General features: G+C 48.4%; 16 protein-coding genes, 1 tRNA gene, 1 other RNA gene, 2 pseudogenes and 1 riboswitch. Of the genes and pseudogenes, 11 read left to right on the forward strand and 9 right to left on the reverse strand.

Features of this window, described 5'->3' with window-relative positions:
• Window positions 1–4 precede the first annotated feature (4 nt).
• Both ansA and sppA read right to left on the reverse strand, forming a co-directional pair.
• Window positions 5–1,024: an asparaginase gene (ansA, locus tag K7X24_RS14595; protein ID WP_039531489.1), complete on the reverse strand. Its 1,020-nt coding sequence runs from the start codon at window positions 1,022–1,024 to the stop codon at window positions 5–7.
• A 168-nt stretch (window positions 1,025–1,192) separates the two neighbouring features.
• On the reverse strand, window positions 1,193–3,043 hold the full coding sequence (sppA, locus tag K7X24_RS14600) for a signal peptide peptidase SppA (RefSeq protein ID WP_224555517.1): 1,851 nt from the start codon (window positions 3,041–3,043) through the stop codon (window positions 1,193–1,195).
• 285 nt (window positions 3,044–3,328) lie between these two features.
• Here sppA and K7X24_RS14605 point away from each other — a divergent pair, with 285 nt between their 5' ends.
• The 3 genes and pseudogenes from K7X24_RS14605 to K7X24_RS14615 form a co-directional block, all read left to right on the forward strand.
• The gene (locus K7X24_RS14605) at window positions 3,329–3,880 is read left to right on the forward strand and encodes an NAD(P)H nitroreductase (protein WP_116362140.1); all 552 of its coding nucleotides are present in this window, start codon (window positions 3,329–3,331) and stop codon (window positions 3,878–3,880) included.
• A 96-nt stretch (window positions 3,881–3,976) separates the two neighbouring features.
• Window positions 3,977–5,902: a DNA topoisomerase III gene (locus K7X24_RS14610; protein ID WP_224555519.1), complete on the forward strand. Its 1,926-nt coding sequence runs from the start codon at window positions 3,977–3,979 to the stop codon at window positions 5,900–5,902.
• Between the two features lie 32 nt (window positions 5,903–5,934).
• Window positions 5,935–6,123, forward strand: a pseudogene (locus K7X24_RS14615) (DUF1496 domain-containing protein); the annotation flags it as partial.
• A 196-nt stretch (window positions 6,124–6,319) separates the two neighbouring features.
• Here K7X24_RS14615 and xthA read toward each other — a convergent pair.
• Entirely contained in the window at window positions 6,320–7,126 is an 807-nt protein-coding gene (xthA, locus tag K7X24_RS14620) for an exodeoxyribonuclease III (RefSeq protein WP_107332904.1), read from the reverse strand.
• A 309-nt stretch (window positions 7,127–7,435) separates the two neighbouring features.
• A riboswitch (glycine riboswitch) is annotated at window positions 7,436–7,532 on the forward strand.
• A gap of 21 nt (window positions 7,533–7,553) precedes the next feature.
• Between xthA and K7X24_RS14625 the strand changes: the two genes are divergently transcribed.
• Complete coding sequence (locus tag K7X24_RS14625) at window positions 7,554–8,180, forward strand: trimeric intracellular cation channel family protein (RefSeq protein WP_039277547.1); 627 nt, start codon at window positions 7,554–7,556, stop codon at window positions 8,178–8,180.
• A 185-nt stretch (window positions 8,181–8,365) separates the two neighbouring features.
• On the opposite strand, the gene K7X24_RS14630 is transcribed toward K7X24_RS14625, so the two are convergent.
• The 4 genes from K7X24_RS14630 to K7X24_RS14645 form a co-directional block, all read right to left on the reverse strand.
• Window positions 8,366–8,495: non-coding RNA, RtT sRNA (locus K7X24_RS14630), on the reverse strand.
• Window positions 8,496–8,538: 43 nt separating this feature from the next.
• Window positions 8,539–8,623 (reverse strand) — tRNA-Tyr (locus K7X24_RS14635).
• 154 nt (window positions 8,624–8,777) lie between these two features.
• Window positions 8,778–9,626 carry a formyltetrahydrofolate deformylase gene (gene purU / locus K7X24_RS14640; RefSeq protein WP_010295235.1) on the reverse strand — a complete coding sequence of 283 codons (849 nt, stop codon included), beginning with the start codon at window positions 9,624–9,626 and terminating at the stop codon, window positions 8,778–8,780.
• A gap of 89 nt (window positions 9,627–9,715) precedes the next feature.
• The gene (locus K7X24_RS14645; protein WP_224555520.1) at window positions 9,716–10,183 is read right to left on the reverse strand and encodes a YchJ family protein; all 468 of its coding nucleotides are present in this window, start codon (window positions 10,181–10,183) and stop codon (window positions 9,716–9,718) included.
• Between the two features lie 132 nt (window positions 10,184–10,315).
• Between K7X24_RS14645 and rssA the strand changes: the two genes are divergently transcribed.
• The 3 genes from rssA to galU all read left to right on the forward strand — a co-directional run bounded on the left by rssA (window position 10,316) and on the right by galU (window position 13,450).
• The gene (rssA, locus tag K7X24_RS14650; RefSeq protein ID WP_224555521.1) at window positions 10,316–11,224 is read left to right on the forward strand and encodes a patatin-like phospholipase RssA; all 909 of its coding nucleotides are present in this window, start codon (window positions 10,316–10,318) and stop codon (window positions 11,222–11,224) included.
• A gap of 82 nt (window positions 11,225–11,306) precedes the next feature.
• A complete protein-coding gene (gene rssB / locus K7X24_RS14655; RefSeq protein WP_224555522.1) occupies window positions 11,307–12,323 on the forward strand; it encodes a two-component system response regulator RssB in 1,017 nt (338 codons plus the stop codon).
• Window positions 12,324–12,538: 215 nt separating this feature from the next.
• A complete protein-coding gene (galU, locus tag K7X24_RS14660) occupies window positions 12,539–13,450 on the forward strand; it encodes a UTP--glucose-1-phosphate uridylyltransferase GalU (protein WP_224555523.1) in 912 nt (303 codons plus the stop codon).
• Between the two features lie 137 nt (window positions 13,451–13,587).
• Here the strand turns inward: galU and hns are convergent, their stop codons facing one another.
• Window positions 13,588–13,995, reverse strand: a complete 408-nt coding sequence (gene hns, locus K7X24_RS14665) for a histone-like nucleoid-structuring protein H-NS (protein WP_224555524.1) — start codon at window positions 13,993–13,995, stop codon at window positions 13,588–13,590.
• Window positions 13,996–14,583: 588 nt separating this feature from the next.
• On the opposite strand from hns, the gene K7X24_RS14670 reads away from it, so the two are divergent.
• Window positions 14,584–15,180: a thymidine kinase gene (locus K7X24_RS14670; protein WP_224555525.1), complete on the forward strand. Its 597-nt coding sequence runs from the start codon at window positions 14,584–14,586 to the stop codon at window positions 15,178–15,180.
• A 134-nt stretch (window positions 15,181–15,314) separates the two neighbouring features.
• Here K7X24_RS14670 and adhE read toward each other — a convergent pair whose 3' ends face one another.
• Window positions 15,315–17,990: a bifunctional acetaldehyde-CoA/alcohol dehydrogenase gene (gene adhE / locus K7X24_RS14675; protein ID WP_224555526.1), complete on the reverse strand. Its 2,676-nt coding sequence runs from the start codon at window positions 17,988–17,990 to the stop codon at window positions 15,315–15,317.
• Between the two features lie 662 nt (window positions 17,991–18,652).
• On the opposite strand from adhE, the gene K7X24_RS14680 reads away from it, so the two are divergent.
• The 3 genes and pseudogenes from K7X24_RS14680 (at window position 18,653) to oppA (ending at window position 22,428) form a co-directional block, all read left to right on the forward strand.
• Entirely contained in the window at window positions 18,653–19,399 is a 747-nt protein-coding gene (locus K7X24_RS14680; RefSeq protein WP_224555527.1) for a hypothetical protein, read from the forward strand.
• 63 nt (window positions 19,400–19,462) lie between these two features.
• A pseudogene (locus K7X24_RS14685) lies at window positions 19,463–20,227 on the forward strand (transposase); the annotation flags it as partial.
• Between the two features lie 530 nt (window positions 20,228–20,757).
• Window positions 20,758–22,428 carry an oligopeptide ABC transporter substrate-binding protein OppA gene (oppA, locus tag K7X24_RS14690; protein WP_224555529.1) on the forward strand — a complete coding sequence of 557 codons (1,671 nt, stop codon included), beginning with the start codon at window positions 20,758–20,760 and terminating at the stop codon, window positions 22,426–22,428.
• The last annotated feature ends 150 nt before the right edge of the window (window positions 22,429–22,578 follow it).

Consider the following 22,578-nt stretch of genomic DNA (forward strand, 5'->3'; position numbering starts at 1 on the left):
TAACTCAATCTTTATCGCTCAATTCCCCATGCAGATTCTGCTGCATCAACTGGCGGATTTCATCGGCGCTTAAGTCTTGCTGGCTCAATAAGTAATGCAGCTTGGTCAAGGCGGCTTCGACGGTCATATCAAAGCCACTGATGACGCCCGCATGCGCCAGCGCATTGCCCGTCGCATAGCCGCCCATGTTCACGCGGCCGGAAATGCACTGCGTCAGGTTGACGACCACAATGCCGCGTGCGGAGGCTTCACGTAACTCGTGCAGCAGACCAGGGCTTTGCGGCGCGTTGCCAACGCCGTAGGAGCGCAGGATGAGCGCTTTTACTGGCTGACGGAGGAAATTGCTGATGACATCGGCAGAAATACCAGGATAAATCGTAATCACCCCGATAGGCTGTGGCGTAATGTGATGCACTTTGAGCGGCGGACAGTTGCTACATTCCACGGTCGGTGCCAGCCGACGAATATGGATACCGGCTTCGAGCAGCGGCGGATAGTTGGGGGAAGCGAAGGCATCAAAGCCGTCCGCGTGAGCTTTGGTGGTGCGGTTGCCGCGCAGCAGTTTATTATTGAAGAAGAGGGCAACTTCATTGATCGGATGATTAGCGGCAACGTACAGCGCGTTCAACAGGTTAGTCTGGCCGTCCGAACGCAATTCTGCTAACGGAATTTGTGACCCTGTCACGATAACTGGCTTGGCAAGGTTTTCCAGCATAAACGAGAGCGCGGATGCGGTAAACGCCATCGTGTCAGTACCATGCAGAATCACGAAACCGTCGTAATCATCGTAGTGGTCTTGAATATCGTCCGCGATGGATTGCCAATCCGCTGGCGTCATGTCAGACGAATCGATTAGCGGGTCATATTCATGAATCGTGAACGATGGCATCTCTTCACGGTGGAATTCTGGCATTTTTGCCAATTGCTGTTGTAAATGACCGGATACTGGTACATAGCCGTTAGCAGAGCGCTGCATACCGATGGTGCCGCCCGTATAGGCGACATAAATGGATTTCTTTCGCATGGTGGTGTGAGTCAGGATTAAAAATCAAGTATAGAGGGAAAAATAGCCCGGTAATATCATCATAAGTAATGACTATTACCGGGCCAGGCCCGTCATACTTCAAGTTGTTTGTGCGTTGGCTTCCTTCACACAACTCGAATTATTTAGGGTACATATAGCGACCAAACGCTACCGGACTTCTCCGCAGGTGAGGCAAAATGCGTACCGGTTCTGCGGGTCGTTCAGGTTATTCATGATGGACGGCTGTGACCGCACCACTTCCGCCAACTGTGCGACCGGTGCTGGCAGCATAGACTGGACGGCAACGGGCAGTAGGGCATAAACGGAAGCGTTCACTTGATTCAGCATTGTGTCGAGCAAACCTGGCTGTTCGGCATACCAGTTCAACTGATATTGCCCCAGTTTTGCCAACTCAGCCGCTTTCTTCACGGCATCATCAAAATCGCCGATCTGATCAACCAAACCATTTTCTTTCGCGTCGCTACCGACCCAGACGTGACCTTGCGCGATTTGATCGATCTGCTCCGGCGTTTTCTTACGTGCCTGCGCCACGATATCGATGAAGTTCTTATAACCGCGTTCGATACTCAGTTGCATCATCTGCGAGAATTCAGGCGGCAGGGATTTCGTGATTGACAGATCGGCGAGCGGAGAAGTGGCAACGCCATCCGTGTGGACGCCAAGGCTTTCCAGCGAATCTTCGAACGTGGTAATCACGCCAAAAATACCGATAGAACCTGTCAGCGTACTGGCGCTGGAGATGATCGCGTTCGCAGGCGTTGAGATCCAGTAGCCGCCCGATGCTGCCATACCGCCCATGGATACCACGATCGGTTTACCCGCCAAACGGAGCGCCATCAATTCTGAGCGAATCAGCTCCGACGCGGTAACGCTACCGCCGGGGCTATTGACGCGTAATACCAGCGCTTTGACTTTAGGATCGAGGCGCGCGGCGCGGATTTGTGCCGCCGTGGTATCACCGCCGACCATTCCCGGCGTTTCCGGACCGTCAATGATTGCGCCATTGGCAAACACAACCGCGATCTGGTTGTTGTTTTGTACCGGTGGTTTGATGGTGTAGTCGTAAATGCTGATGAAATTAAAGTTGTTCTTCAGGTTATTCCAGCCGAATGCCTTAACCAGAGATTGTTCGATCATAGAACGTGATGCCACTTCATCAACCAGCTTGTTGTCCAGTGCATAGCGTGCAGCGTCGCCCTGAACGGCCTGCAAACCCGCAAGAATACCCGCAGCGCCGGGGAAAAGTTGCTGAGGTGTGATCTGGCGATTAGCGGAAACGGTATTTAAATACTGCTGCCACAGGGCGTTGATCCAACGGCCATCGGCATCACGCGCAGCAGGTGACATATCGTCACGCAGATACGGCTCAACGGCTGATTTATAGGTTCCCACTCGGAAGATATTGGTGGTCACTTTCAGCTTGTCCAACATGGACTTGAAATAGAGATTGTTGGTGGCGAAACCGTGCAGATCAACACTGCCTTGTGGCGTCAATGACACCGTATTGGCAAAACTGGCCAAATAGTATTGAGACTGGTTGTAGCTGTCGCCGACCGCATAAATAGGCTTGCCGCTATCGCAAAATTCGCGCAACGCTTTACCGATGTATTGCAGAGACGGCTGGTCGGCACCGGTAAAGTCGCTGAGATCCAGCACCATTCCCGTGATGTTGTCGTCACTCTTTGCCTGACGAATACTGTCGACGATATCGAACAGTGAGTTCTCCTGACGACGATTGTTCGATGCGCCGAAGAATTCGCGTCCTAATTGACGCAGTTTGTTGTTAACGGTGGGTTGATCAACGACCACGCCCGTCAGATCGACCAACAGCGCACCCTTCGTGGCCGCTTCCGGCGTCGTTTTTACCTGTGAGTAGATCCCAACACCCACTAAAATCAGAGCAATAAGGAAAATATTGAGAATAAATTCTCTGATAAAATTAAGCAGACGCCATGTCCACTTAAAAAATCCGCTAAAAATTCGCCACAATGTGCGCATGATATCTCCATGAACGGGTAAACAGCGTGTGCCCTACGTCCTTCAACTCGCCCTCTGGCAAGTGATGAAGCACAAGGAGTGATAGTATCCTAATGAGCGGACAGTAAAAAGTCAGCATTAAATCGCCGCAGAAGCACGCCCTGTCAGGGGTTATCTTGTAACAAAACTTCTACTTGTGCTAACGTGGCGCGCAACGTTGCCGTACAGTCATTTCTACTGTAGAAGTGGCTTGCCGTAGAACTGAATTGTACCGCAGAAATTATATTGCCAGACAGGAGATGTGCGATGGATGCTCTTGAATTGCTATTGAATCGTCGTTCGGCCTCGCGCCTGACCGCGCCAGCACCGACGGGTGACGTATTGAATAACATTATCCACGCCGGTATGCGTGCGCCGGATCATGGTGCGATGCAGCCGTGGCGCTTTTTTATGATCGAAAATGACGGTCTGGATCGTTTTAGTACGCTACTGACCCGTGCCGCGCAGCAGGAAGGGCTGGACGAAGCCGGTATCGATAAAGCGCGTCAGGCACCTTATCGCGCGCCGCTGATTATTACGATTGTCGCCCATTGTGAAGAGAACCCGAAAGTCCCGCTTTGGGAACAGATTGTCTCCGCAGGCTGTGCGGTTCAGGCCATGCAGATGGCGGCATTGGCGCAGGGCTTTAATGGTATCTGGCGTAGCGGCGCCTGGACGCATAATACGCTGGTGCGCGAAGCGTTCAACTGCCGTGAGCAGGATGAAATTGTCGGTTTCCTCTATCTGGGAACACCCGTGCTCAAAGCATCGACAACGGTCACGCCGCTTGATACCGACGCGTTTGTTCACTACTTCTGATCGTCATCTCTTGAATAATATCGATTTCCACCCCGTTTTACAGCGTGCTTTCCCGCGAGTTGCGCGGGAAATGCCCAGTCTGCTTGATGGTGAATAATGCGACTTTTTATTGCCGAAAAGCCCAGCCTTGCGCGGGCGATTGCAGACGTGTTACCCAAACCGCATCGACGCGGCGATGGCTTTATTGCCTGCGGCCAGAATGATGTCGTGACGTGGTGCGTGGGGCACCTGCTGGAGCAGGCTCAGCCAGATGTTTATGATGCGCGCTATGCTCGCTGGTCGCTCACCGATCTACCTATCATTCCCCAGAAATGGCTGTTGCAGCCGCGACCTTCGGTCAGTAAGCAGCTCAACACCATAAAAAAACTCCTGAATGATGCCACCGAAGTGATTCATGCGGGAGACCCCGATCGTGAAGGACAGCTGCTGGTGGATGAGGTGCTGGAATACCTTTCCCTGCCGGAAGAAAAACGCCAGCAGGTACGCCGTTGTCTGGTTAACGATCTTAACCCACAGGCGGTAGAACGTGCCGTTTCTCGTTTACGTGAAAACAGAGAATTTATCCCCCTGTGTGTGTCGGCGCTGGCGCGTTCCCGAGCGGACTGGCTCTACGGTATTAACATGACCCGCGCCTATACGATATTAGGGCGCAATGCGGGCTATGACGGCGTGCTGTCGGTTGGCCGCGTGCAAACGCCAGTGCTGGGGCTGGTGGTGCGACGAGATGAAGAGATAGAAAACTTCATTTCCAAAGATTACTTTGAAGTGAAAGCCCATATCGTAACGCCTGCCGATGAGCGTTTTGTCGCGCTATGGCAGCCCAGCGAATCCTGTGAACCTTATCAGGATGAAGAAGGGCGATTGCTGCATCGATCGTTGGCGGATCATGTCGTCAAGCGTATCGAAGGCCAGCCCGCGTTCGTCACCAGCTATAATGATAAACGAGAATCAGAAACCGCACCGCTGCCTTATTCGCTGTCGACGTTACAGATCGAAGCCGCGAAGCGTTTCGGGCTTAGCGCACAGCAAGTTCTGGACGTGTGCCAGAAGCTCTATGAAACCCATAAGCTGATTACGTACCCGCGTTCTGACTGTCGCTATTTGCCAGAGGAGCATTTTGCCGGGCGTCATGCCGTCTTGAATGCCATATCCGTACATCAGCCAGACCTGTTGCCACAGCCGGTTATGGATGTGGATCTGCGTAACCGCTGCTGGAACGATGGTAAGGTCGATGCTCACCACGCGATTATTCCTACCGCTCGCAGTGCAAGTGCCTCGCTGACGGAGAATGAGCGCAAGGTGTATGGTTTAGTCGCGCGGCAGTACATTATGCAGTTCTGCTCGGACGCCGTGTTTCGCAAGTGTGTCATTGAACTGGATATTGCGGGCGGTAAATTTATTGCCAAAGCGCGATTCCTGGCTGAAGCTGGTTGGCGCACGTTGTTAGGTGGCAAAGAGCGGGACGAAGAAAACGAAGGGACGCCGTTGCCCGTGGTGGCAAAAGGTGATGAGCTATTGTGTGAACGCGGTGAGGTGGTTGAGCGCCAAACACAGCCGCCGCGGCCGTTTACTGATGCCACGCTGTTATCGGCGATGACGGGCATCGCGCGTTTTGTGCAGGATAAAGAACTGAAGAAAATCCTGCGAGCGACCGATGGGTTAGGAACCGAGGCGACGCGCGCGGGTATTATCGAGTTATTGTTTAAACGGACATTTCTGTTTAAGAAAGCCCGCTATATTCACGCGAGTGAAGCGGGGCGGGCGTTGATTCACTCACTGCCTGCGAGTGCGGCGCATCCTGACATGACCGCTCATTGGGAAGCCACGTTGACGCAAATTAGCGAGAAAAAATGTCGCTATCAGGATTTTATGCAACCGCTGACGAACTCCTTGCAGGAGTTGATTCAGCAAGCGAAACAAAACGGTGCGGTGAGGGCGTTCAAAGGGCTTTCTGCACCGCCGTTGAGTGCCTCAAAACGGCGTAAGCCTCAGACTAAAAAAGCGAAGGAGCAGGAGCAATGAAATCGTTAGTGTCTTTGTGTGTCGCCAGTGTGATGCTAGTGCTGCCCGCGCTGGCGCAGGCTAATCGTGGCGGAACAGATATTGTTGTTCCCGTTCCACCGGAAGTGTGGGGGGCCGGGACGGCGGTGCGTGAGCAAAATAACAACTGCCTGCGTTGCTGCGTGTATGAAAACCGGAATTATTCTGAAGGCGCGGTGGTAAAGGTCGAAGGCGTGATTCTGCAATGCGTACGGGACAAGCAAACGTTGGGAACGAATAACCTGATATGGCAGTTGGTTAAGTAATAACGGCGAGTTAAAGAGTATTACGCTTAATACTTTCGCCTATTTTAATCACCGCTGTGGCTTGGATGCACAGCGGTGATGTTATTTTCACCGCGAATTATCTCTGCAACGAAAGTTTCTACAATGAAAACGCCTACAACGAAAACTGCGCCCAGATCGGGGCATGGTCGGACGGTTTTTCCATTCCTCGAATATCGTAATCAATACCGGTAGCGACGCAGCGTTCGGCCAGGAACGTACTGGCAAGAATCAGGTCAATACGCAGGCCACGGTTGTCATCGAACCCGGCGGAACGGTAGTCAAACCACGAAAAACGATCATTGCTCTCTGGGTTAGCGGCACGGAAGGTGTCGATAAGTCCCCAGCCTTGCAAACGCGCCATCCAGTCACGCTCTTCCGGCAGGAAAGAACATTTACCGGTGCGTAGCCAGCGCTTACGGTTCTCTTCGCCGATCCCGATATCCAGATCGGTGGGGCTGATATTAACATCACCCATCACAATCAGCGGTTGTGTCGCGCTATGGTGCTGTTCCAGATAGGTTTGCAAATCCTGATAAAAGCGCGTCTTGGCGGGGAATTTTACCGGATGGTCACGGCTTTCTCCCTGCGGAAAATAGCCGTTAACGACAGTGAGTGTGCCGTGCTCGGTGGCAAAATCTGCCATGATGATCCGGCGCTGTGCATCGTCTTCATCCGTAGGGAAACCGCGACGAACCGCAATGGGCTGCTCTTTACACAGCAGTGCGACGCCGTAGTGACCTTTTTGTCCATGATAATAAACGTGGTAGCCGTACTGGCTGACATCCTCTAACGGAAACATGTCATCGTGGACTTTCGTTTCCTGCAACCCGATCACATCCGGCTGGTGTTGTTCGATAATGGCGGCCAACTGATGAGGGCGCGCCCGCAGGCCATTGATATTAAAAGATACAACTTTCATGTTCGCTGCCATTCGCTAAAAAATGTGCCCAGATGGTAGCAGAAAATGGGGCATGGCGTCACGGCGAGGCTACGCTTTCGAATAGGGTTACGGGGCTTATTGCTGTGGCTTCAGAGACGGCTGGCGCAGATGAGAATCGTTAAAAATAAGATTCACTTATATTCAGTTGAACATGAGGCTTGTCGACCGCTATACTCCGCTCCTCGCAGGAGAGAGGGCGCATACCCGTCATTATTTAGGGTATATATGACGCTCCGCCGAAGGCGCAAACTCCCATAATCGCTCAGGCTACCCTAACTGCGAATTCCATTGAAGCCAACTGGAGAGAGGTTGCCAATGCAACCCACCGAAGGGGCAAGCAGCACTGCTGCGTAAACTCTCAGGTAAAGCGGACAGAGGGAGTGGCACATTTCACAGGATAACTTGTGTGCTGACTTACATCTATCTGATCGCGATTACGGCAGAGGGGATGTCCGGGGCGCTAGCTGCCGGACGTCGTAATATGGATATTTTTGGCGTAGGCATGATTGCCTTCATCACCGCGCTTGGCGGTGGCACCGTTCGCGATATTCTCCTCGGTAATTATCCCATCGGCTGGACGCAGCATCCCGGCTATATCTACCTCACTATTGGTGCGGGTCTTTTCACGATTATCATTGCGCGTTTCATGCACCATTTGCACCGACTCTTTCTGGTGCTGGATGCGATGGGACTGATTGCCTTTACGGTCATTGGTTGCAACGTCGCACTGCAACTGAATTATTCAACGACGGTGGTGGTTATGGCGGGTATCGTAACTGGGATTTTCGGTGGAATATTGCGTGATATTTTCTGTAACCGTACGCCAATGGTGCTGAAAAAAGAGCTGTACGCCAGCGTCTCGCTTTTGGTTGCACTTCTCTATCTTGGGTTAAAATCGCTTAACGTTAATCACGATATTAACCTGCTGGCGTCATTCAGTATCGGTTTGGCCGTGCGTCTGGCTGCCATTCGCTGGTCGTGGCAGCTCCCCGTGTTTTCTTATGTTCCTGGTCGCTGGAAAGGGAAGGCGTAAGACTATTTTTCCCCATTCCATACTATTGCGCTGATTATTGGTGCGAATGGCAGTGGGGAAATAACGCTATGCGTTGCTCAAAACCGTGCCGGTTTTGTCGAACCTTGGTCGAAGGCTCTCACCTTCCCCTAATGGGAATCTGATACTTTGGCGTTGGGATTTAATTCAGAAGTGTTGCTTTGAAATGGTGGTGGGGGAAGGATAATTCGGTGCTGCGCACCTCACCCTGCGGGTCAACGCGGCGCGTTGCTCAAAACCGTGCCGGTTTTGTCGAACCTTAGTCGAAGGTTCTTACCTTCCCCTAATGGGAATCTGATACTTTGGCGTTGGGATTTAATTCAGAAGTGCTGCTTTGAAATGGTGGTGGGGGAAGGATTCGAACCTTCGAAGTCTGTGACGGCAGATTTACAGTCTGCTCCCTTTGGCCGCTCGGGAACCCCACCACTGGCCTTGCTGCAAGAGGCTTTCGCTTCAAGCGGGGCGCATCATATCAAATGACGCGCCCCTGTAAAGCGGTATATATCAAAAATAAATGCGGTTGCCTTTTTTTTATTCCGTTCGACGCATTCTTATACAAAAAAATGTCCGATCAACCAATTACAGAATAATGGTGCGGTTACCGTAGACAAAAACACGCTGTCCCAGCACGCGGTACAGCGCACGACTCAGGACATTTTTCTCAACATCTCGGCCTGCACGCATCATGTCGTCGCCCGAATAAGTATGGTCGACATGAATAACGTCCTGCATGATGATCGGACCTTCATCCAGATTATCGTTGACGTAGTGTGCTGTCGCGCCAATGATTTTTACACCGCGCTCATAAGCCTGATGGTACGGGCGAGCACCGATAAAAGCGGGTAAGAACGAATGGTGAATGTTGATCACCTGATTCGGGTAGTGCTGAACAAAAGCCGGTGTCAGCACTCGCATATATTTCGCTAGCACGACGTAATCGGGTTTGTATTGGTCGATCTGCGCGATCATCTTTTGATCGTGCTCTTCGCGAGTCAGTCCTTCATGACTGACCAGATGGAAAGGAATATCAAACCGCTCAACCAGTGTCTGCAAGGTATCGTGGTTGCCGATGACGGCAGAGATTTCGACATCCAAACCACCGTAGGCGCTTTTCATCAACAGATCGCCCAAACAGTGGGCTTCTTTCGTCACCAGAACGACGATGCGACGACGGCCGGCTGCGGTTAATTCGCGAGAAGATCCTTCGGGAAGCGCGCTATCCAGATCGGCTAATAGCGTGGTGTCGTTGAAAATCCCTTCCAACTCGGTCCGCATGAAAAAACGGCCAGTGCGATGATCGACAAACTCATTGTTTTGCACGATGTTCAGTTCGTGCTTATAACAAATATTCGTAATTTTCGCGATGAGCCCTTTTGCGTCGGGGCAAATGGTTCGTAATACTTTTCTTTGTATATTTTGGGATTGCATGAGCGTGTGGATCCTGTCCAAAAAACTAAAATAACGATCTTATGGTAACGCAGCAATAACGCCGCGTGGGAGACTGGACTGCCTGTGTTCTATTGTCCGCAACACTTTTTGTATTTTTTGCCGGAACCACACGGGCAAGGTTCATTTCTGCCTGTCTGCAAATGAACGCCGTCTATATAGTACCAGCGATCCTGCTGGCGAAGGAAGCGTGAGCGCTCTCGCATCACTTCTGTTCGCTGGTTGTCGCTTTCCGATATATAACGTGCGGCGAATTCCACATAGCCTTCATCGGGCGTTTTTCCGAGAGACGTTGCCAGTATAGTAAGGCCGAGCCACTGTGAATTCTGGCAGCTTTCCGCGAGGGACTCTCGCCATTTCTCGGGCTGAAGATCGGGATGCCAGGTGGCGATAAGGTAATCGACATCGTGTTTGACATAGGCGGTATAGCGCGATCGCATTAAGATAGCGGGCCCAGCCGCTGTTACGGCATGCGTGAGGTAGGGCTGGCAGCATGCGTTATACTGCAATCCACTGCAACAGGGGCAAGATTCTGACACAATGTCTCCTGAAGAAAATTTAAGATAAAAACTGATAGATAATAAACAGATCCCTATGCAGGATGCCGATATGTTACCTAAGAAACTCTGCGTGTAGCAATGTGCGCTAAAATGAAGACAGGTGGATCAATCATGCAACGGAAAAAAATTGGCATAGCCTTGGGATCTGGTGCCGCGAAAGGATGGGCGCATATTGGTGTGTTGAATGCGTTAACAGAACTGGGGATCGAGATTGACGTCGTGGCGGGCTGTTCTATCGGTGCACTGGTTGGCGCAGCGTATGCCACAAACAACTTATCTTCAATGGATCGCTGGGTGAGAGGCTTTGGCTACTGGGACGTCATTCGACTTATGGATCTCTCCTGGCAGCGCGGCAGTTTATTGCGTGGCGATCGCGTCTTTAACAGTGTGAAGCTCTTGTTACATACAACACAGATTGAAGACTGTGATATCAAATATGGCGTGGTGACGACGAACCTTAGCACAGGGCGTGAGCTCTGGTTGACAGAAGGCGATTTACATCAGGCTATGCGGGCATCTTGCAGTATGCCAGGTCTACTATCCCCCGTTAGATTTAATGACTACTGGCTGGTGGATGGTGCCGTAGTTAACCCTGTTCCCGTTTCTCTGGCGCGGGCTATGGGGGCCGACATCGTGATTGCTGTCGATCTCCAACATGACGCCAGCCTTAATCATCAGGATTTGCTGTCGATTAAACCAACGCCGTCAGATATTGATGCGGTGAATGTTCCACAAGATTGGCGTAGCAGGATTCGGGAGCGATTACTGCGCGGACGACGTCAGCCAACAGAAAGTTCGCCGACGGCGATGGAGATAATGAGCACATCGATCCAGATTTTGGAGAACAGGCTGAAGATGACGCGGATGGCGGGCGATCCGCCTGACGTGTTGTTGCAGCCTGATTGTCCCCAGATCGCTACGTTAGATTTTCATCGGGCAAAGGAGGCGATTGGCGCAGGTTACAAGGCGGTGGAAAAAATGCGTGACGAATTGTTGCCGCTTGCGAAAGAAGCGCAATAAAGAGCACGTAGTGCGTCGTTTATCTGGCGCATTAATGCTAAAGCAGATGTGATTATTCGGTGTTTGAAGTAAGGGGGTACTGATGGAACAACCACTGGCGGGTAAGCATATTTTAGTCATTGATGACGAGGCTGTTTTTCGATCTGTGCTCGCTGGTTATCTGACTTCTCTTGGGGCTTCTGTCCAGGAGGCGGTTAATGGATTAGACGCGCTACGTATTCTTGAACATTACCAACCCGATTTAATGATTTGCGATCTTAAGATGCCGACGATGGGAGGAATTGAATTCCTTGAACGCTTGCGCTTGAAGGATAATGACACGCCAATACTTGTTGTTTCTGCAACCAGTCAGATGGCAGATATCGCCAAAGTCTTGCGTCTTGGTGTTCAGGATGTATTGCTTAAGCCGATTCGTGATTATAAACGCTTGCGTGAAGCTGTGATGTCCTGCCTGTATCCTTATGTGTTCACCTCACAACTGAATGAAATGGATCAATTGATGCAGGACATGGATTCTCTTAATCAGTCTCCCGAGGCGGTAACCAAACTGCTTGCTCAGTTGCAGCCGCCAGTACAGCAAACATTGGCTCGTTGCCGCGTTAACTATCGTCAATTGACGGCTGCGGAACAACCGGGATTAGTGCTAGATATTGCCGCGCTCTCGGAGACGGAATTAGCGTTCTATTGCCTTGATGTGACTCAGGGCATTAATAATAATGGGACGCTTGCCGCGTTACTACTTCGAACCTTGTTCAATGGATTACTTCAAGATCATTTGGCCGATCGGCAACATCGTTTGCCGCACCTGCCGACGTTATTAAAGCAAGTAAACCAACTGTTGCGACGGGCGAGCCTGAATGGGAATTTTCCTTTGCTTGTGGGGTATTATCATCGGCAGTTAAAACAGCTCATACTGATTTCAGCAGGGCTAAACGCTACGCTGAATGTTAATGAGCAGCAGATAGCACTGAATAGTGGTGTTCCTTTAGGAGCGCTTGAAGATGCTTATCTCAACCAGCTAAACTATCAGTGCGAAGCATGGCAATGTCAGATATGGGGTGGTGGTGGGCGTTTACGGCTCATGCTGACTACAGAATAGTCTGATAGAACGAGGTGGCGCAGGTTCTGGGGAATACCTCTCGGTTTGGCACTCTTTTTTATTTCCTACTCTTTATAGGCTGTAGGGAGTTATCTTATTTTTATTGAACGCTAACGTTGAGACAAGCATGCCCTTGTTAAAGTCGTTATACTCTTTTGGTTATCTTGATTAGATAAATAAAGTTCATTATTTGAACGGTATATAAGAGGCTGTTTATGTCTATTGTGAATAAAAAAGTAAAAAAAGCGGTCATACCGGTTGCTGGATTAGGGACGCGTATGCTGCCTGCCACCAAAGCCATTCCTAAAGAAATGTTGCCGTTGGTAGATAAGCCACTCATCCAATATGTTGTCAATGAGTGCATTGCCGCAGGGATTAATGAAATTATTCTGGTTACACACTCCTCTAAGAATTCCATCGAAAACCATTTCGATACCAGTTTTGAACTGGAAGCCATCCTAGAAAAGCGTGTTAAACGTCAACTGTTGGAAGAAATTCAATCCATCTGCCCTAAACACGTTACCATTATGCAGGTACGTCAGGGGTTAGCGAAAGGATTGGGCCATGCCGTATTATGCGCGCACCCATTAATCGGGGATGAGCCCGTCGCGGTTATTCTGCCGGATGTGATTATTGATGAATACGAATCCGATCTGAAGAAAGATAACCTGAGCGAAATGTTGCAACGTTTTTCTACCACAGGCCACAGCCAGATTATGGTTGAGCCTGTTGAAAATGTAAGCAGTTACGGCGTGGTTGATTGTAAAGGCGTGGAATTAAAAGCAGGGGATAGTGCACCTATGGTCGGTGTGGTTGAAAAACCGAAAGCTTCCGAAGCACCTTCTAATTTAGCTGTCGTTGGCCGCTATGTACTTTCTGCTGATATTTGGTCTCTGCTGGAGAAAACACCGCCAGGTGCGGGTAATGAAATTCAGTTAACAGATGCTATCGCAATGTTGATGGAAAAAGAAACGGTTGAGGCATATCACCTAAAAGGCATTAGCCATGACTGTGGTAACAAATTAGGCTATATGCAGGCATTCGTGGAATATGGCTTACGTCATGACAGTTTAGGTGAAGAGTTCGCGCAGTGGTTGCAAGAAACGATTGACGCAGAAGAAAAATAACAGCATGTAATAATTGCCCTCTGTTTACAGAAATAGAGGGCAATCTAAAAAATCAACATGTCATTTTTCTTTTTGCAGAACGCTTTATAAAGGCCCCCGATAGTTATCGGGGGGAGTATCCAGTACTTATAAACAAATTATAGCAGGAAATCGTCTAAAGATTTCTCTTGCTCTTCGATTGCTTTCTTGATTACTGCCGGAGTACGACCCTGACCAGTCCAGGTTTTAGCTTCGCCGTTTTCGTCAATATATTGATATTTTGCTGGGCGGGCAGCACGTTTGCTTTTACCTGCAACTTTCACTGAACCTGAAGATTGCAATAATTCGTTAGGATCAATACCATCGGCAATCAGCATATCGCGATATTGTTGCAATTTACGCGCACGTTCTTCAACTTCAGCCTGAACCTGGCTATCTTCTTCGCGGCGTTCATTAACCACGACTTCCAGTTTTTCCAGCATTTCTTCCAAAGTATCCAGGGTACATTCTCTTGCCTGGGCACGCAGAGTACGGATGTTGTTAAGAATCTTTAGTGCTTCGCTCATTGTGATAATCTCAAATTAATATTATTGGTGGCATGTAGTGTGATAATAGAGTGCTACTTTCCTTTCTGCAATAGTCAAATTTGTAAGTTTGTTAAAAAATATCATTTTTAAAACAGATCTCACATCGTATGTTACATAGATATAAATACTTTCCGATTATCAAAAAAATACATTTGGTATGCCGTTTTTCCACCTCAAACGACGGTGAATAGCTTATTGATATCGCACTGTTGTTATAAGGAATGTTTATATCTTTTATCGTCATATGCCGCCAGTGGTAGCCGTGTGGACAAGATATGGTCAAGGAATAGCCCATTGCACAGCGTGAAGACGAATTGTTACAATAAGTTTTTACGACATTAAGATCATATATACTCTAAATAATTCGAGTTTCAGGACAAAACGTTATCGTTTTGAACAGCACGAAGTGTTGGCCCTTTAGGGCGTGGCGTATTTGTTGCCTCGTAACGCGGCAAGAGAAGGCATCCCGATGAGCTTACTTAGGTAAGTGATTCAGGTGGCTAAACGTAGCCAACGCACATGCAACTTGAAGTATGACGAGTATAGCCAGCCTTTTGGAGTAGTTGAATGGCCCAACTTTATTTTTATTATTCTGCAATGAATGCAGGGAAATCGACAGCGCTATTGCAGTCGTCATATAATTACCAGGAACGCGGCATGCATACGCTGGTGTTCACTGCAGAAATAGATAATCGACATGGTGTAGGGATAGTAAGTTCGCGGATCGGCCTTTCCTCTCCAGCATTATTGTTTAATCCGCAGACATCCTTATTTGAACTGCTGGAGAAAGAGCACCGTACTCAGCCTGTAGATTGTGTATTAATTGACGAATGTCAATTTTTAACCCGTGAGCAGGTGAACGAGCTTTCTGATGTCGTGGACCAATTGGATATTCCGGTATTGTGTTACGGGTTGCGTACTGATTTTCGTGGTGATTTGTTTTCCGGAAGTCACTATTTATTAGCGTGGGCAGATAAGCTGATTGAGTTAAAAACGGTCTGTCATTGTGGCCGTAAAGCCAACTGTGTATTGCGGTTAGATGCGAAGGGTAATGCCGTTCACGAAGGGGAGCAAGTCGTTATTGGTGGCAATGAGAGTTATGTTTCCGTGTGTCGTAAGCATTATAAAATTGCGCTGGGATTAACCCGCAAGGAAAGTGTGTAAACCGGTTAAATATCCGGCAAACGGGGCGATTAATAAACGACGTATTGATGCGTGCGCGAGTAATAAAAATGCCCAACCTTAAACGGGTTGGGCATTAAAGTGAACTTGCCTATAAGGTGTTAGCAGCTGACGCGTTAATGTGCGGCTTTTTTGCCCGTTTTAGCGGCCTTTGTGACAGGTTCAACGGTTTCCGCTTTTACTTCTTCAGAGAACTTACGACCATAGTAAGTATCTAGCAGAATCTGTTTCAATTCGGAAATCAGTGGATAGCGTGGGTTAGCGCCAGTACACTGATCGTCGAACGCATCTTCTGACAACTTATCTACTTTGGCCAGAAAATCGGCTTCCTGTACGCCCGCTTCACGAATAGACGTTGGGATCCCCAGCTCAGTCTTCATTTCTTCCAACCAGTTCAGCAATTTCTCGATTTTCTGCGCGGTACGATCGCTTGGAGCAGTCAAACGCAGGTGGTCGGCTATTTCCGCATAACGACGGCGAGCCTGCGGACGGTCATACTGGCTGAACGTCGTCTGTTTGGTTGGGTTGTCGTTGGCGTTATAGCGAATCACGTTAGAGATCAGCAGGGCGTTAGCCAGGCCGTGCGGAATATGGAACTCCGAGCCCAGTTTATGTGCCATTGAGTGACAGACGCCGAGGAAGGCGTTGGCAAACGCGATACCCGCAATGGTTGCGGCATTGTGTACGCGCTCACGGGCCACTGGGTTTTTCGCGCCGTCACGGTAGCTGTCTGGCAAGTTTTCTTTCAGGAGTTTCAGCGCTTGTAACGCCTGTCCATCTGAATATTCGTTTGCCAGCACAGAAACATAGGCTTCTAGTGAGTGGGTTACGGCATCAAGCCCGCCAAACGCACACAGCGATTTCGGCATATTCATTACCAAATTGGCATCAACAATCGCCATATCTGGCGTCAGCGCGTAGTCCGCCAACGGATATTTCTGTCCGGTAGCATCGTCAGTCACTACGGCAAACGGTGTGACTTCGGAACCGGTACCAGATGTGGTAGTAATCGCCACCATTTTGGCTTTGACGCCCATTTTCGGGAACTTGTAGATACGTTTACGGATATCCATAAAGCGCAGTGCCAGCTCTTCGAAGTGCGTCGTAGGATGCTCATACATCACCCACATGATCTTCGCGGCATCCATTGGAGAACCACCGCCCAGCGCAATAATCACATCCGGCTTGAAGGAATGCATTTGTTCTGCACCTTTACGCACGATGCTCAGCGTCGGGTCAGCTTCAACTTCGAAGAACACTTCGGTTTCCAGTCCGTGCTGTTTCAGTACAGATGTCACCTGATCGACATAGCCGTTGTTGAACAGGAAGCGGTCGGTCACGATAAATGCACGTTTTGCACCATCGGAGGCGACTTCTTCAAGGGCGATAGGCAGTGAGCCACGACGGAAATAAATGGATTTAGGAAGTTTATGCCACAACATATTCTCTGCTCGCTTGGCTACCGTTTTCTTGTTGATCAAGTGCTTCGGACCGACGTTTTCGGAGATGGAGTTTCCGCCCCAAGAGCCACAGCCCAGCGTCAGAGACGGAGCGAGTTTGAAGTTGTAGAGATCGCCGATCCCCCCCTGAGAAGCCGGGGTGTTAATCAGGATACGCGCCGTTTTCATCATATTGCCGAAATGATTCACGCGTTCTGGCTGATTGTCCTGATCGGTATACAGGCAGGATGTGTGACCGATGCCACCCATTGCGACCAGTTTTTCCGCTTTAATGACGGCGTCATTGAAGTCTTTCGCACGGTACATCGCCAGCGTTGGAGACAGTTTTTCATGGGCAAACGGTTCGGATTCGTCGACGGCTGTCACTTCACCGATCAGCACTTTGGTGTTTGCAGGGACAGTGATACCCGCCATTTCTGCGATCTTCGGTGCAGGCTGGCCCACAATGTCGGCGTTCAGTGAACCGTTTTTCAGCAGAATACCCTGTACGGCATGCAGTTCTTTGCCTTTCAGCATGTAGCCGCCGTGGGTGGCAAAACGTTCACGCACAGCATCATAGACGCTGTCTACCACGATGACTGACTGTTCTGACGCACAAATTACACCGTTATCGAAGGTTTTCGACATCAGAATAGACGCAACGGCACGCTTGATATCTGCGGTTTCGTCAACGACAACAGGCGTGTTACCGGCACCGACGCCGATCGCCGGTTTACCGGAGCTGTATGCGGCTTTCACCATACCTGGGCCACCAGTAGCCAGAATCAGGTTGATATCGGGGTGGTGCATAAGCTGGTTTGACAGCTCGACGGAAGGCTGATCGATCCAGCCGATGATATCTTTCGGTGCGCCTGCCGCAATGGCTGCTTGCAGAACAATATCGGCAGCTTTATTGGTCGCATTTTTTGCACGCGGATGAGGAGAGAAGATAATCCCGTTACGGGTCTTCAGGCTGATCAACGCTTTAAAAATCGCGGTAGAAGTGGGGTTAGTGGTGGGAACAATACCGCAAATCAGACCAATAGGCTCAGCGATCGTAATGGTACCGAAAGTGTCATCAGTAGAGAGGATGCCGCAGGTTTTTTCGTCCTGATAGGCATTATAAATGTACTCGGAGGCGAAGTGGTTTTTGATGACTTTATCTTCCACGATCCCCATGCCAGATTCGGCAACCGCCATTTTTGCCAGCGGGATACGGGCATCCGATGCAGCGAGTGCGGCAGCGCGGAAGATTTTGTCCACTTGTTCCTGAGTGTAAGTGGAAAATTCCTGCTGTGCTTTTTTCACTCTTTCGACCAATGCGTTAAGTTCAGCAACGTTGGTTACGGCCATAATGCTCTCCTGATAAATGTTAAACTCTTTCAGTCAATTGTTCGCCGGATAGAACAGTATAGATAAACGAGCGGGGTACGTTTCCGTTACTGGGCTATTCTTTCCTGTCTATCACACGTTAATTGACTCAAAGAGCTTGTCAGCCGCCATTGTGGCGCGATTATTGCTTTTTAAAATACTGTAACCGCCGATACCGTAAATTTTTGAAATATTGTTTTGAAATTACATCAAAATTAAGAAGATTTACGCGTTTACAACGGTATGGAATGAGCATACCTATTTGTAGGTGCCTTTTTTGTGATCAATATCGAATTTTCTTTAAGCTGACACCATTCAGCAGGTTGGTGTTGATAACGAGTATCATTAATCAGACAGGGTAAGCGGCTTTTCTACCTAAAAGGGATTGGTAAAGGATGGACTGCGGACGTTGAAGTGAAGCCTTGGTAGAAGAAATCTCGGCGGTGGCTTGTTCGTATAAGGGGCTTCCCCGACCATAGTGGCTGGAAACTATACCTGAAACCACATCAGTGTTCGCAACACTCATGTACCCGAATCACTAACTGAGTAATCTCATCAGTATTTACTCGCTTTTCTTCTTTATACTGCTCAACAATATGACGCTGTCAGTATGTGTTCATAATTCTTATTGAGGAGGAAAATAGTTGAAAATCATACCGATAAAAACATCCTTTGATGACCTTTATATTAGGAAAGGAACATCCAATAGCGAACATCAGATTTTTTGGCAAAAAATTCTTTCTTTTGATGGTTATCCTGAGTATGGAATACGATTATCATCGTCTGTTGACGATTATGTTACATCAAATTATTTTCTTTCCAATGAAGAGAATGAAGCACTTGATTCTTACGTTGCAGACTCCTGGGAGTATATAAATAAATTTCTGGCAGAAAATAACTCCTCTTATCCCATTCACTATCTGGAACGGAAAAATATCTTGACTAACATAGTAAATAAAATGCCGCTGTCAGAGATTGATTTCTACAGGGCCGTTAGAACAGGTGGAAGGTGTTTTTTTGAGCCTCTTATTTACAGGCTGAGGGAAGGGTTGATGGAGGTGGGTACGGTAATGATCAATAAGACATTTCTATCATTCACCAGCAACCCTTACTCTTTAAGAGCTTTTTCTGGTGATACTATTCAGGGGGATGTTGAGAATAACTGCATTGTGTATAAGTTAGCAGGTGGTGTTAAATCAATATCAAAAATATCTCCCGTTGATGAATTCGAAGGGCTAATTCCTCCAGACAGTTTGCTTGAAGTGAAGCATGCAAGAAAATTAAATATTAAAATAAAATCAGGTCAGGTGCGAAACGTATGGTTTATCGAAATGGAGAAGGCTCCGTTATCATCCAGACCTCACTGTGACTTCTACGGAAATCCTGTATGATTGATGATTACATTAGTCATGTTTAATTTTAGATTATTTATTATAAATAAAGGAATGCCATATGTCGATATTGCTGACAATGCGCAACTGGCCTGTCCTAAGTGTGGTAAACCCTGCACTATTCACGACTACCAGCAGCATAAATGGCGACACCTCGATACGAGCCAGTTCACAACTCTGGTTGAGGCAAATGTTCCCCGCATTTTTTGCCCTGAACACGGTAGCCAGACACTGCCTGTACCTTGGGCTGGCCTCGGCAGTCGGCACACGCTGCTATTTGAAGCCTTCGTTCTCTCATGACTGAAAATAAGCACGGTTGATGCCGTCAGAAAACAGCTTAAGCTGAGCTGGAATGCAGTGGACGGTATCATGATGAGGACTGTCCCAGATAAAACAACTGTTATCGGCCCGCCACCTCTGCGTCGGTGAAGTTGCCTTCAAAAAAGGCCATAAGTACGTCACCGTTATTTCTGCCCAGCAGGGCTGTGACGTGAAGCTGACTGATGATCGTGGTGTTGAGAGTCTCGCCAGTTATCTTCGTATCTGTGGCATCGTTGTTATGACGAACATAGCCGAAAGCTGTGGTAGGAATGGATCGCGATGGCCAAAAACGCTGGTATACCGCTCATGACCAGTATCGCTCGTATCATGGCAAAGCGCCTTTACGGTATCCTGAATGCGATGAAAAACTGAGTATCAAACGGCAATGCGGGGTCCCTGAACAGCAAAATACGGTTACTCAGGATCAAGTCACGGGGCTACAGAAATAAGGAATGGTTCAAACTGGACCTGCTGTTTCACCACAGAAAGCTAAACATGGCATTCTGAGTCTCCCACCATGATTGGGGAAGACCCTCGTATAAACTGTGCTTATATCTTAATCGGATTAGTTATTTTACGCGCAGCCTATAGCTGGGAAATCGGGGACTATTGTCATGCAAGACGGATGATATAGTTGTTAAAATAATAACATTATGATCAGATAATGACGCGGACAGGTAAGCATGCGTCATCATTTTTGTGCTGTGAAAATGATGAAACTCACTACGATGTTTTTTTGTTCAAAATTTATAAATTGCTGAAATTTAAAAAAAATCAAAAATAAAAACAAAAAAATACTTATTTATCATTGAGTTGGCTGTCATGTTGTTCTGTTGCAATACTATTTTTATACAGCTGTAGTAAAGAAAATTAAGCAACATCAATGTAAAAATATTGGCGAATGTGTCTGCTTTTGATAGTTTCGGGTTTCTGCCTGTTATTCGTTATTCACCCATAAATTAATTTTATGATTTATTTGGGTAATAGGCGTTCTTTTCTGCTCTATGCGACAGCGATCTTTACGCATAGGGTCCGGTATGGCGTTGTATCAAGACAGGGGCGTTTATAAAGTGAAAATTCGCAAAACAAAACGATGCTTTGTTATCAGTATGATTGCCACAGTAGTGATGGCATCATGCGTGAATGTTCAGGCTGCTACTGTACCTGCTGGTGTTGAGCTGGCGAAAGAACAGGTTCTGGTGAGAAACAATGGCGCTGAGGTGTCATCACTGGATCCTCACAAAATAGAAGGTGTACCGGAATCCAACGTCGCGCGCGATCTATATGAAGGGTTGGTGATTTCTGATCCCGATGGACACCCGATTCCCGGCGTGGCCGAGCGGTGGGAAAGCAGCGATTTTAAAGTCTGGATATTCCATTTACGTAAAGATGCCAAATGGTCCAACGGCGAATCGGTTACCGCGCAGGATTTCGTTTATAGCTGGCAGCGTCTGGCCGATCCGAAAACCGTTTCTCCTTATGCTAGCTATTTGCAATATGGTCATCTGCTGAATATTGATGACATTATCGCCAGCAAGAAATCTCCTGATACGTTGGGCGTAAAAGCACTCGACGACCATACGCTGGAAGTGACATTAAGCGAGCCGATCCCTTACTTTTATAAATTACTGAATCACTCATCCCTGTCTCCGGTAAATAAAGCGGCGGTAGAGAAGTTTGGTGATAAATGGACCCAGCCGGAAAACTGGGTAGGGAATGGCGCCTACCGTCTTAAATCCTGGGTTGTGAATGAGCGGCTTGTGCTGGAGCGTAATACCCAATATTGGGATAACGCCAAGACCGTGATTAATCAGGTCACCTATTTGCCGATTGCTTCTGAAGTGACGGATGTTAACCGTTACCGTGCGGGTGAAATTGATGTCACCAATAATAAATTGCCCATTGAGCTATTTCAGAAGCTAAAAAAAGAAATCCCACAAGAAGTTAACATCAATCCCTACCTCTGCACGTATTATTACGAAATCAATAATCAGAAGCCGCCATTTAACGATGTACGGGTACGTACGGCTCTGCGCATGGGGCTTGATCAAGACATATTGACCAATAAAGTGAAAAATCAGGGCGATATTCCTGCCTATGGTTATATTCCGCCGTTTACGGACGGCTTGAAAGCGCATACGCCAGAGTGGTTTACCTGGTCACAGGCGAAACGTAATGAAGAAGCGAAAAAACTGCTGGCAGAAGCGGGCTATACCGCCGAGAAACCGCTGACGTTTAATTTGCTCTATAACTCATCAGATTTGCATAAAAAGATGGCGATCGCGGCGGCATCGATCTGGAAACAGAATCTGGGCGTCGACGCGAAGTTGGAAAACCAAGAGTGGAAAACTTATCTCAGCACGCGTCATCAAGGCAATTATGACGTTGCGCGTGCCGGATGGTGTGCGGACTATAACGAACCGACATCGTTCCTGAATAGCATGCTGTCAGACAGTAGCAACAACACGGCGCATTATAAGAGCGCGGCGTTCGACAAGCTAATGGAGCAGGCGGTTCAGGCGAAAACGGACGATGAGCGTGCGCAAGTTTATCAGCAGGCAGAATCGCAGTTGGATAAAGATGCGGCGATTGTACCGGTCTATTACTACGCGAACGCCAGGCTGATAAAACCTTATGTCGGCGGTATTACCGGCAAGGATCCGTTGGATAATATACGGGTGAAGGATCTCTATATCATTAAGCATTAATCCACCGCTGTTTACGGTTTGATGCAAATGAAGTGAGCGAACAGCGATTAATTTGGTGTTTAATCTCTGGTTACCCATTCCTGCTATGTAGGAATGGGCCGTGAGTCGAATCGATTAATCGTTTTCTCACAAGGCTCTCATTCAGGAATC

The organism is Pectobacterium versatile, from assembly GCF_020166435.1.
Classification (GTDB): Bacteria; Pseudomonadota; Gammaproteobacteria; order Enterobacterales; family Enterobacteriaceae; genus Pectobacterium; species Pectobacterium versatile.

Coding starts and splice junctions, on each gene's coding strand:
- ansA (WP_039531489.1), bottom strand. CDS start 1,024: ATGCGAAAGAAATCCATTTATGTCGCCTATACGGGCGGCACCATCGGT.
- sppA (WP_224555517.1), bottom strand. CDS start 3,043: ATGCGCACATTGTGGCGAATTTTTAGCGGATTTTTTAAGTGGACATGG.
- K7X24_RS14605 (WP_116362140.1), top strand. CDS start 3,329: ATGGATGCTCTTGAATTGCTATTGAATCGTCGTTCGGCCTCGCGCCTG.
- K7X24_RS14610 (WP_224555519.1), top strand. CDS start 3,977: ATGCGACTTTTTATTGCCGAAAAGCCCAGCCTTGCGCGGGCGATTGCA.
- xthA (WP_107332904.1), bottom strand. CDS start 7,126: ATGAAAGTTGTATCTTTTAATATCAATGGCCTGCGGGCGCGCCCTCAT.
- purU (WP_010295235.1), bottom strand. CDS start 9,626: ATGCAATCCCAAAATATACAAAGAAAAGTATTACGAACCATTTGCCCC.
- rssA (WP_224555521.1), top strand. CDS start 10,316: ATGCAACGGAAAAAAATTGGCATAGCCTTGGGATCTGGTGCCGCGAAA.
- rssB (WP_224555522.1), top strand. CDS start 11,307: ATGGAACAACCACTGGCGGGTAAGCATATTTTAGTCATTGATGACGAG.
- galU (WP_224555523.1), top strand. CDS start 12,539: ATGTCTATTGTGAATAAAAAAGTAAAAAAAGCGGTCATACCGGTTGCT.
- hns (WP_224555524.1), bottom strand. CDS start 13,995: ATGAGCGAAGCACTAAAGATTCTTAACAACATCCGTACTCTGCGTGCC.
- K7X24_RS14670 (WP_224555525.1), top strand. CDS start 14,584: ATGGCCCAACTTTATTTTTATTATTCTGCAATGAATGCAGGGAAATCG.
- adhE (WP_224555526.1), bottom strand. CDS start 17,990: ATGGCCGTAACCAACGTTGCTGAACTTAACGCATTGGTCGAAAGAGTG.
- oppA (WP_224555529.1), top strand. CDS start 20,758: ATGGCGTTGTATCAAGACAGGGGCGTTTATAAAGTGAAAATTCGCAAA.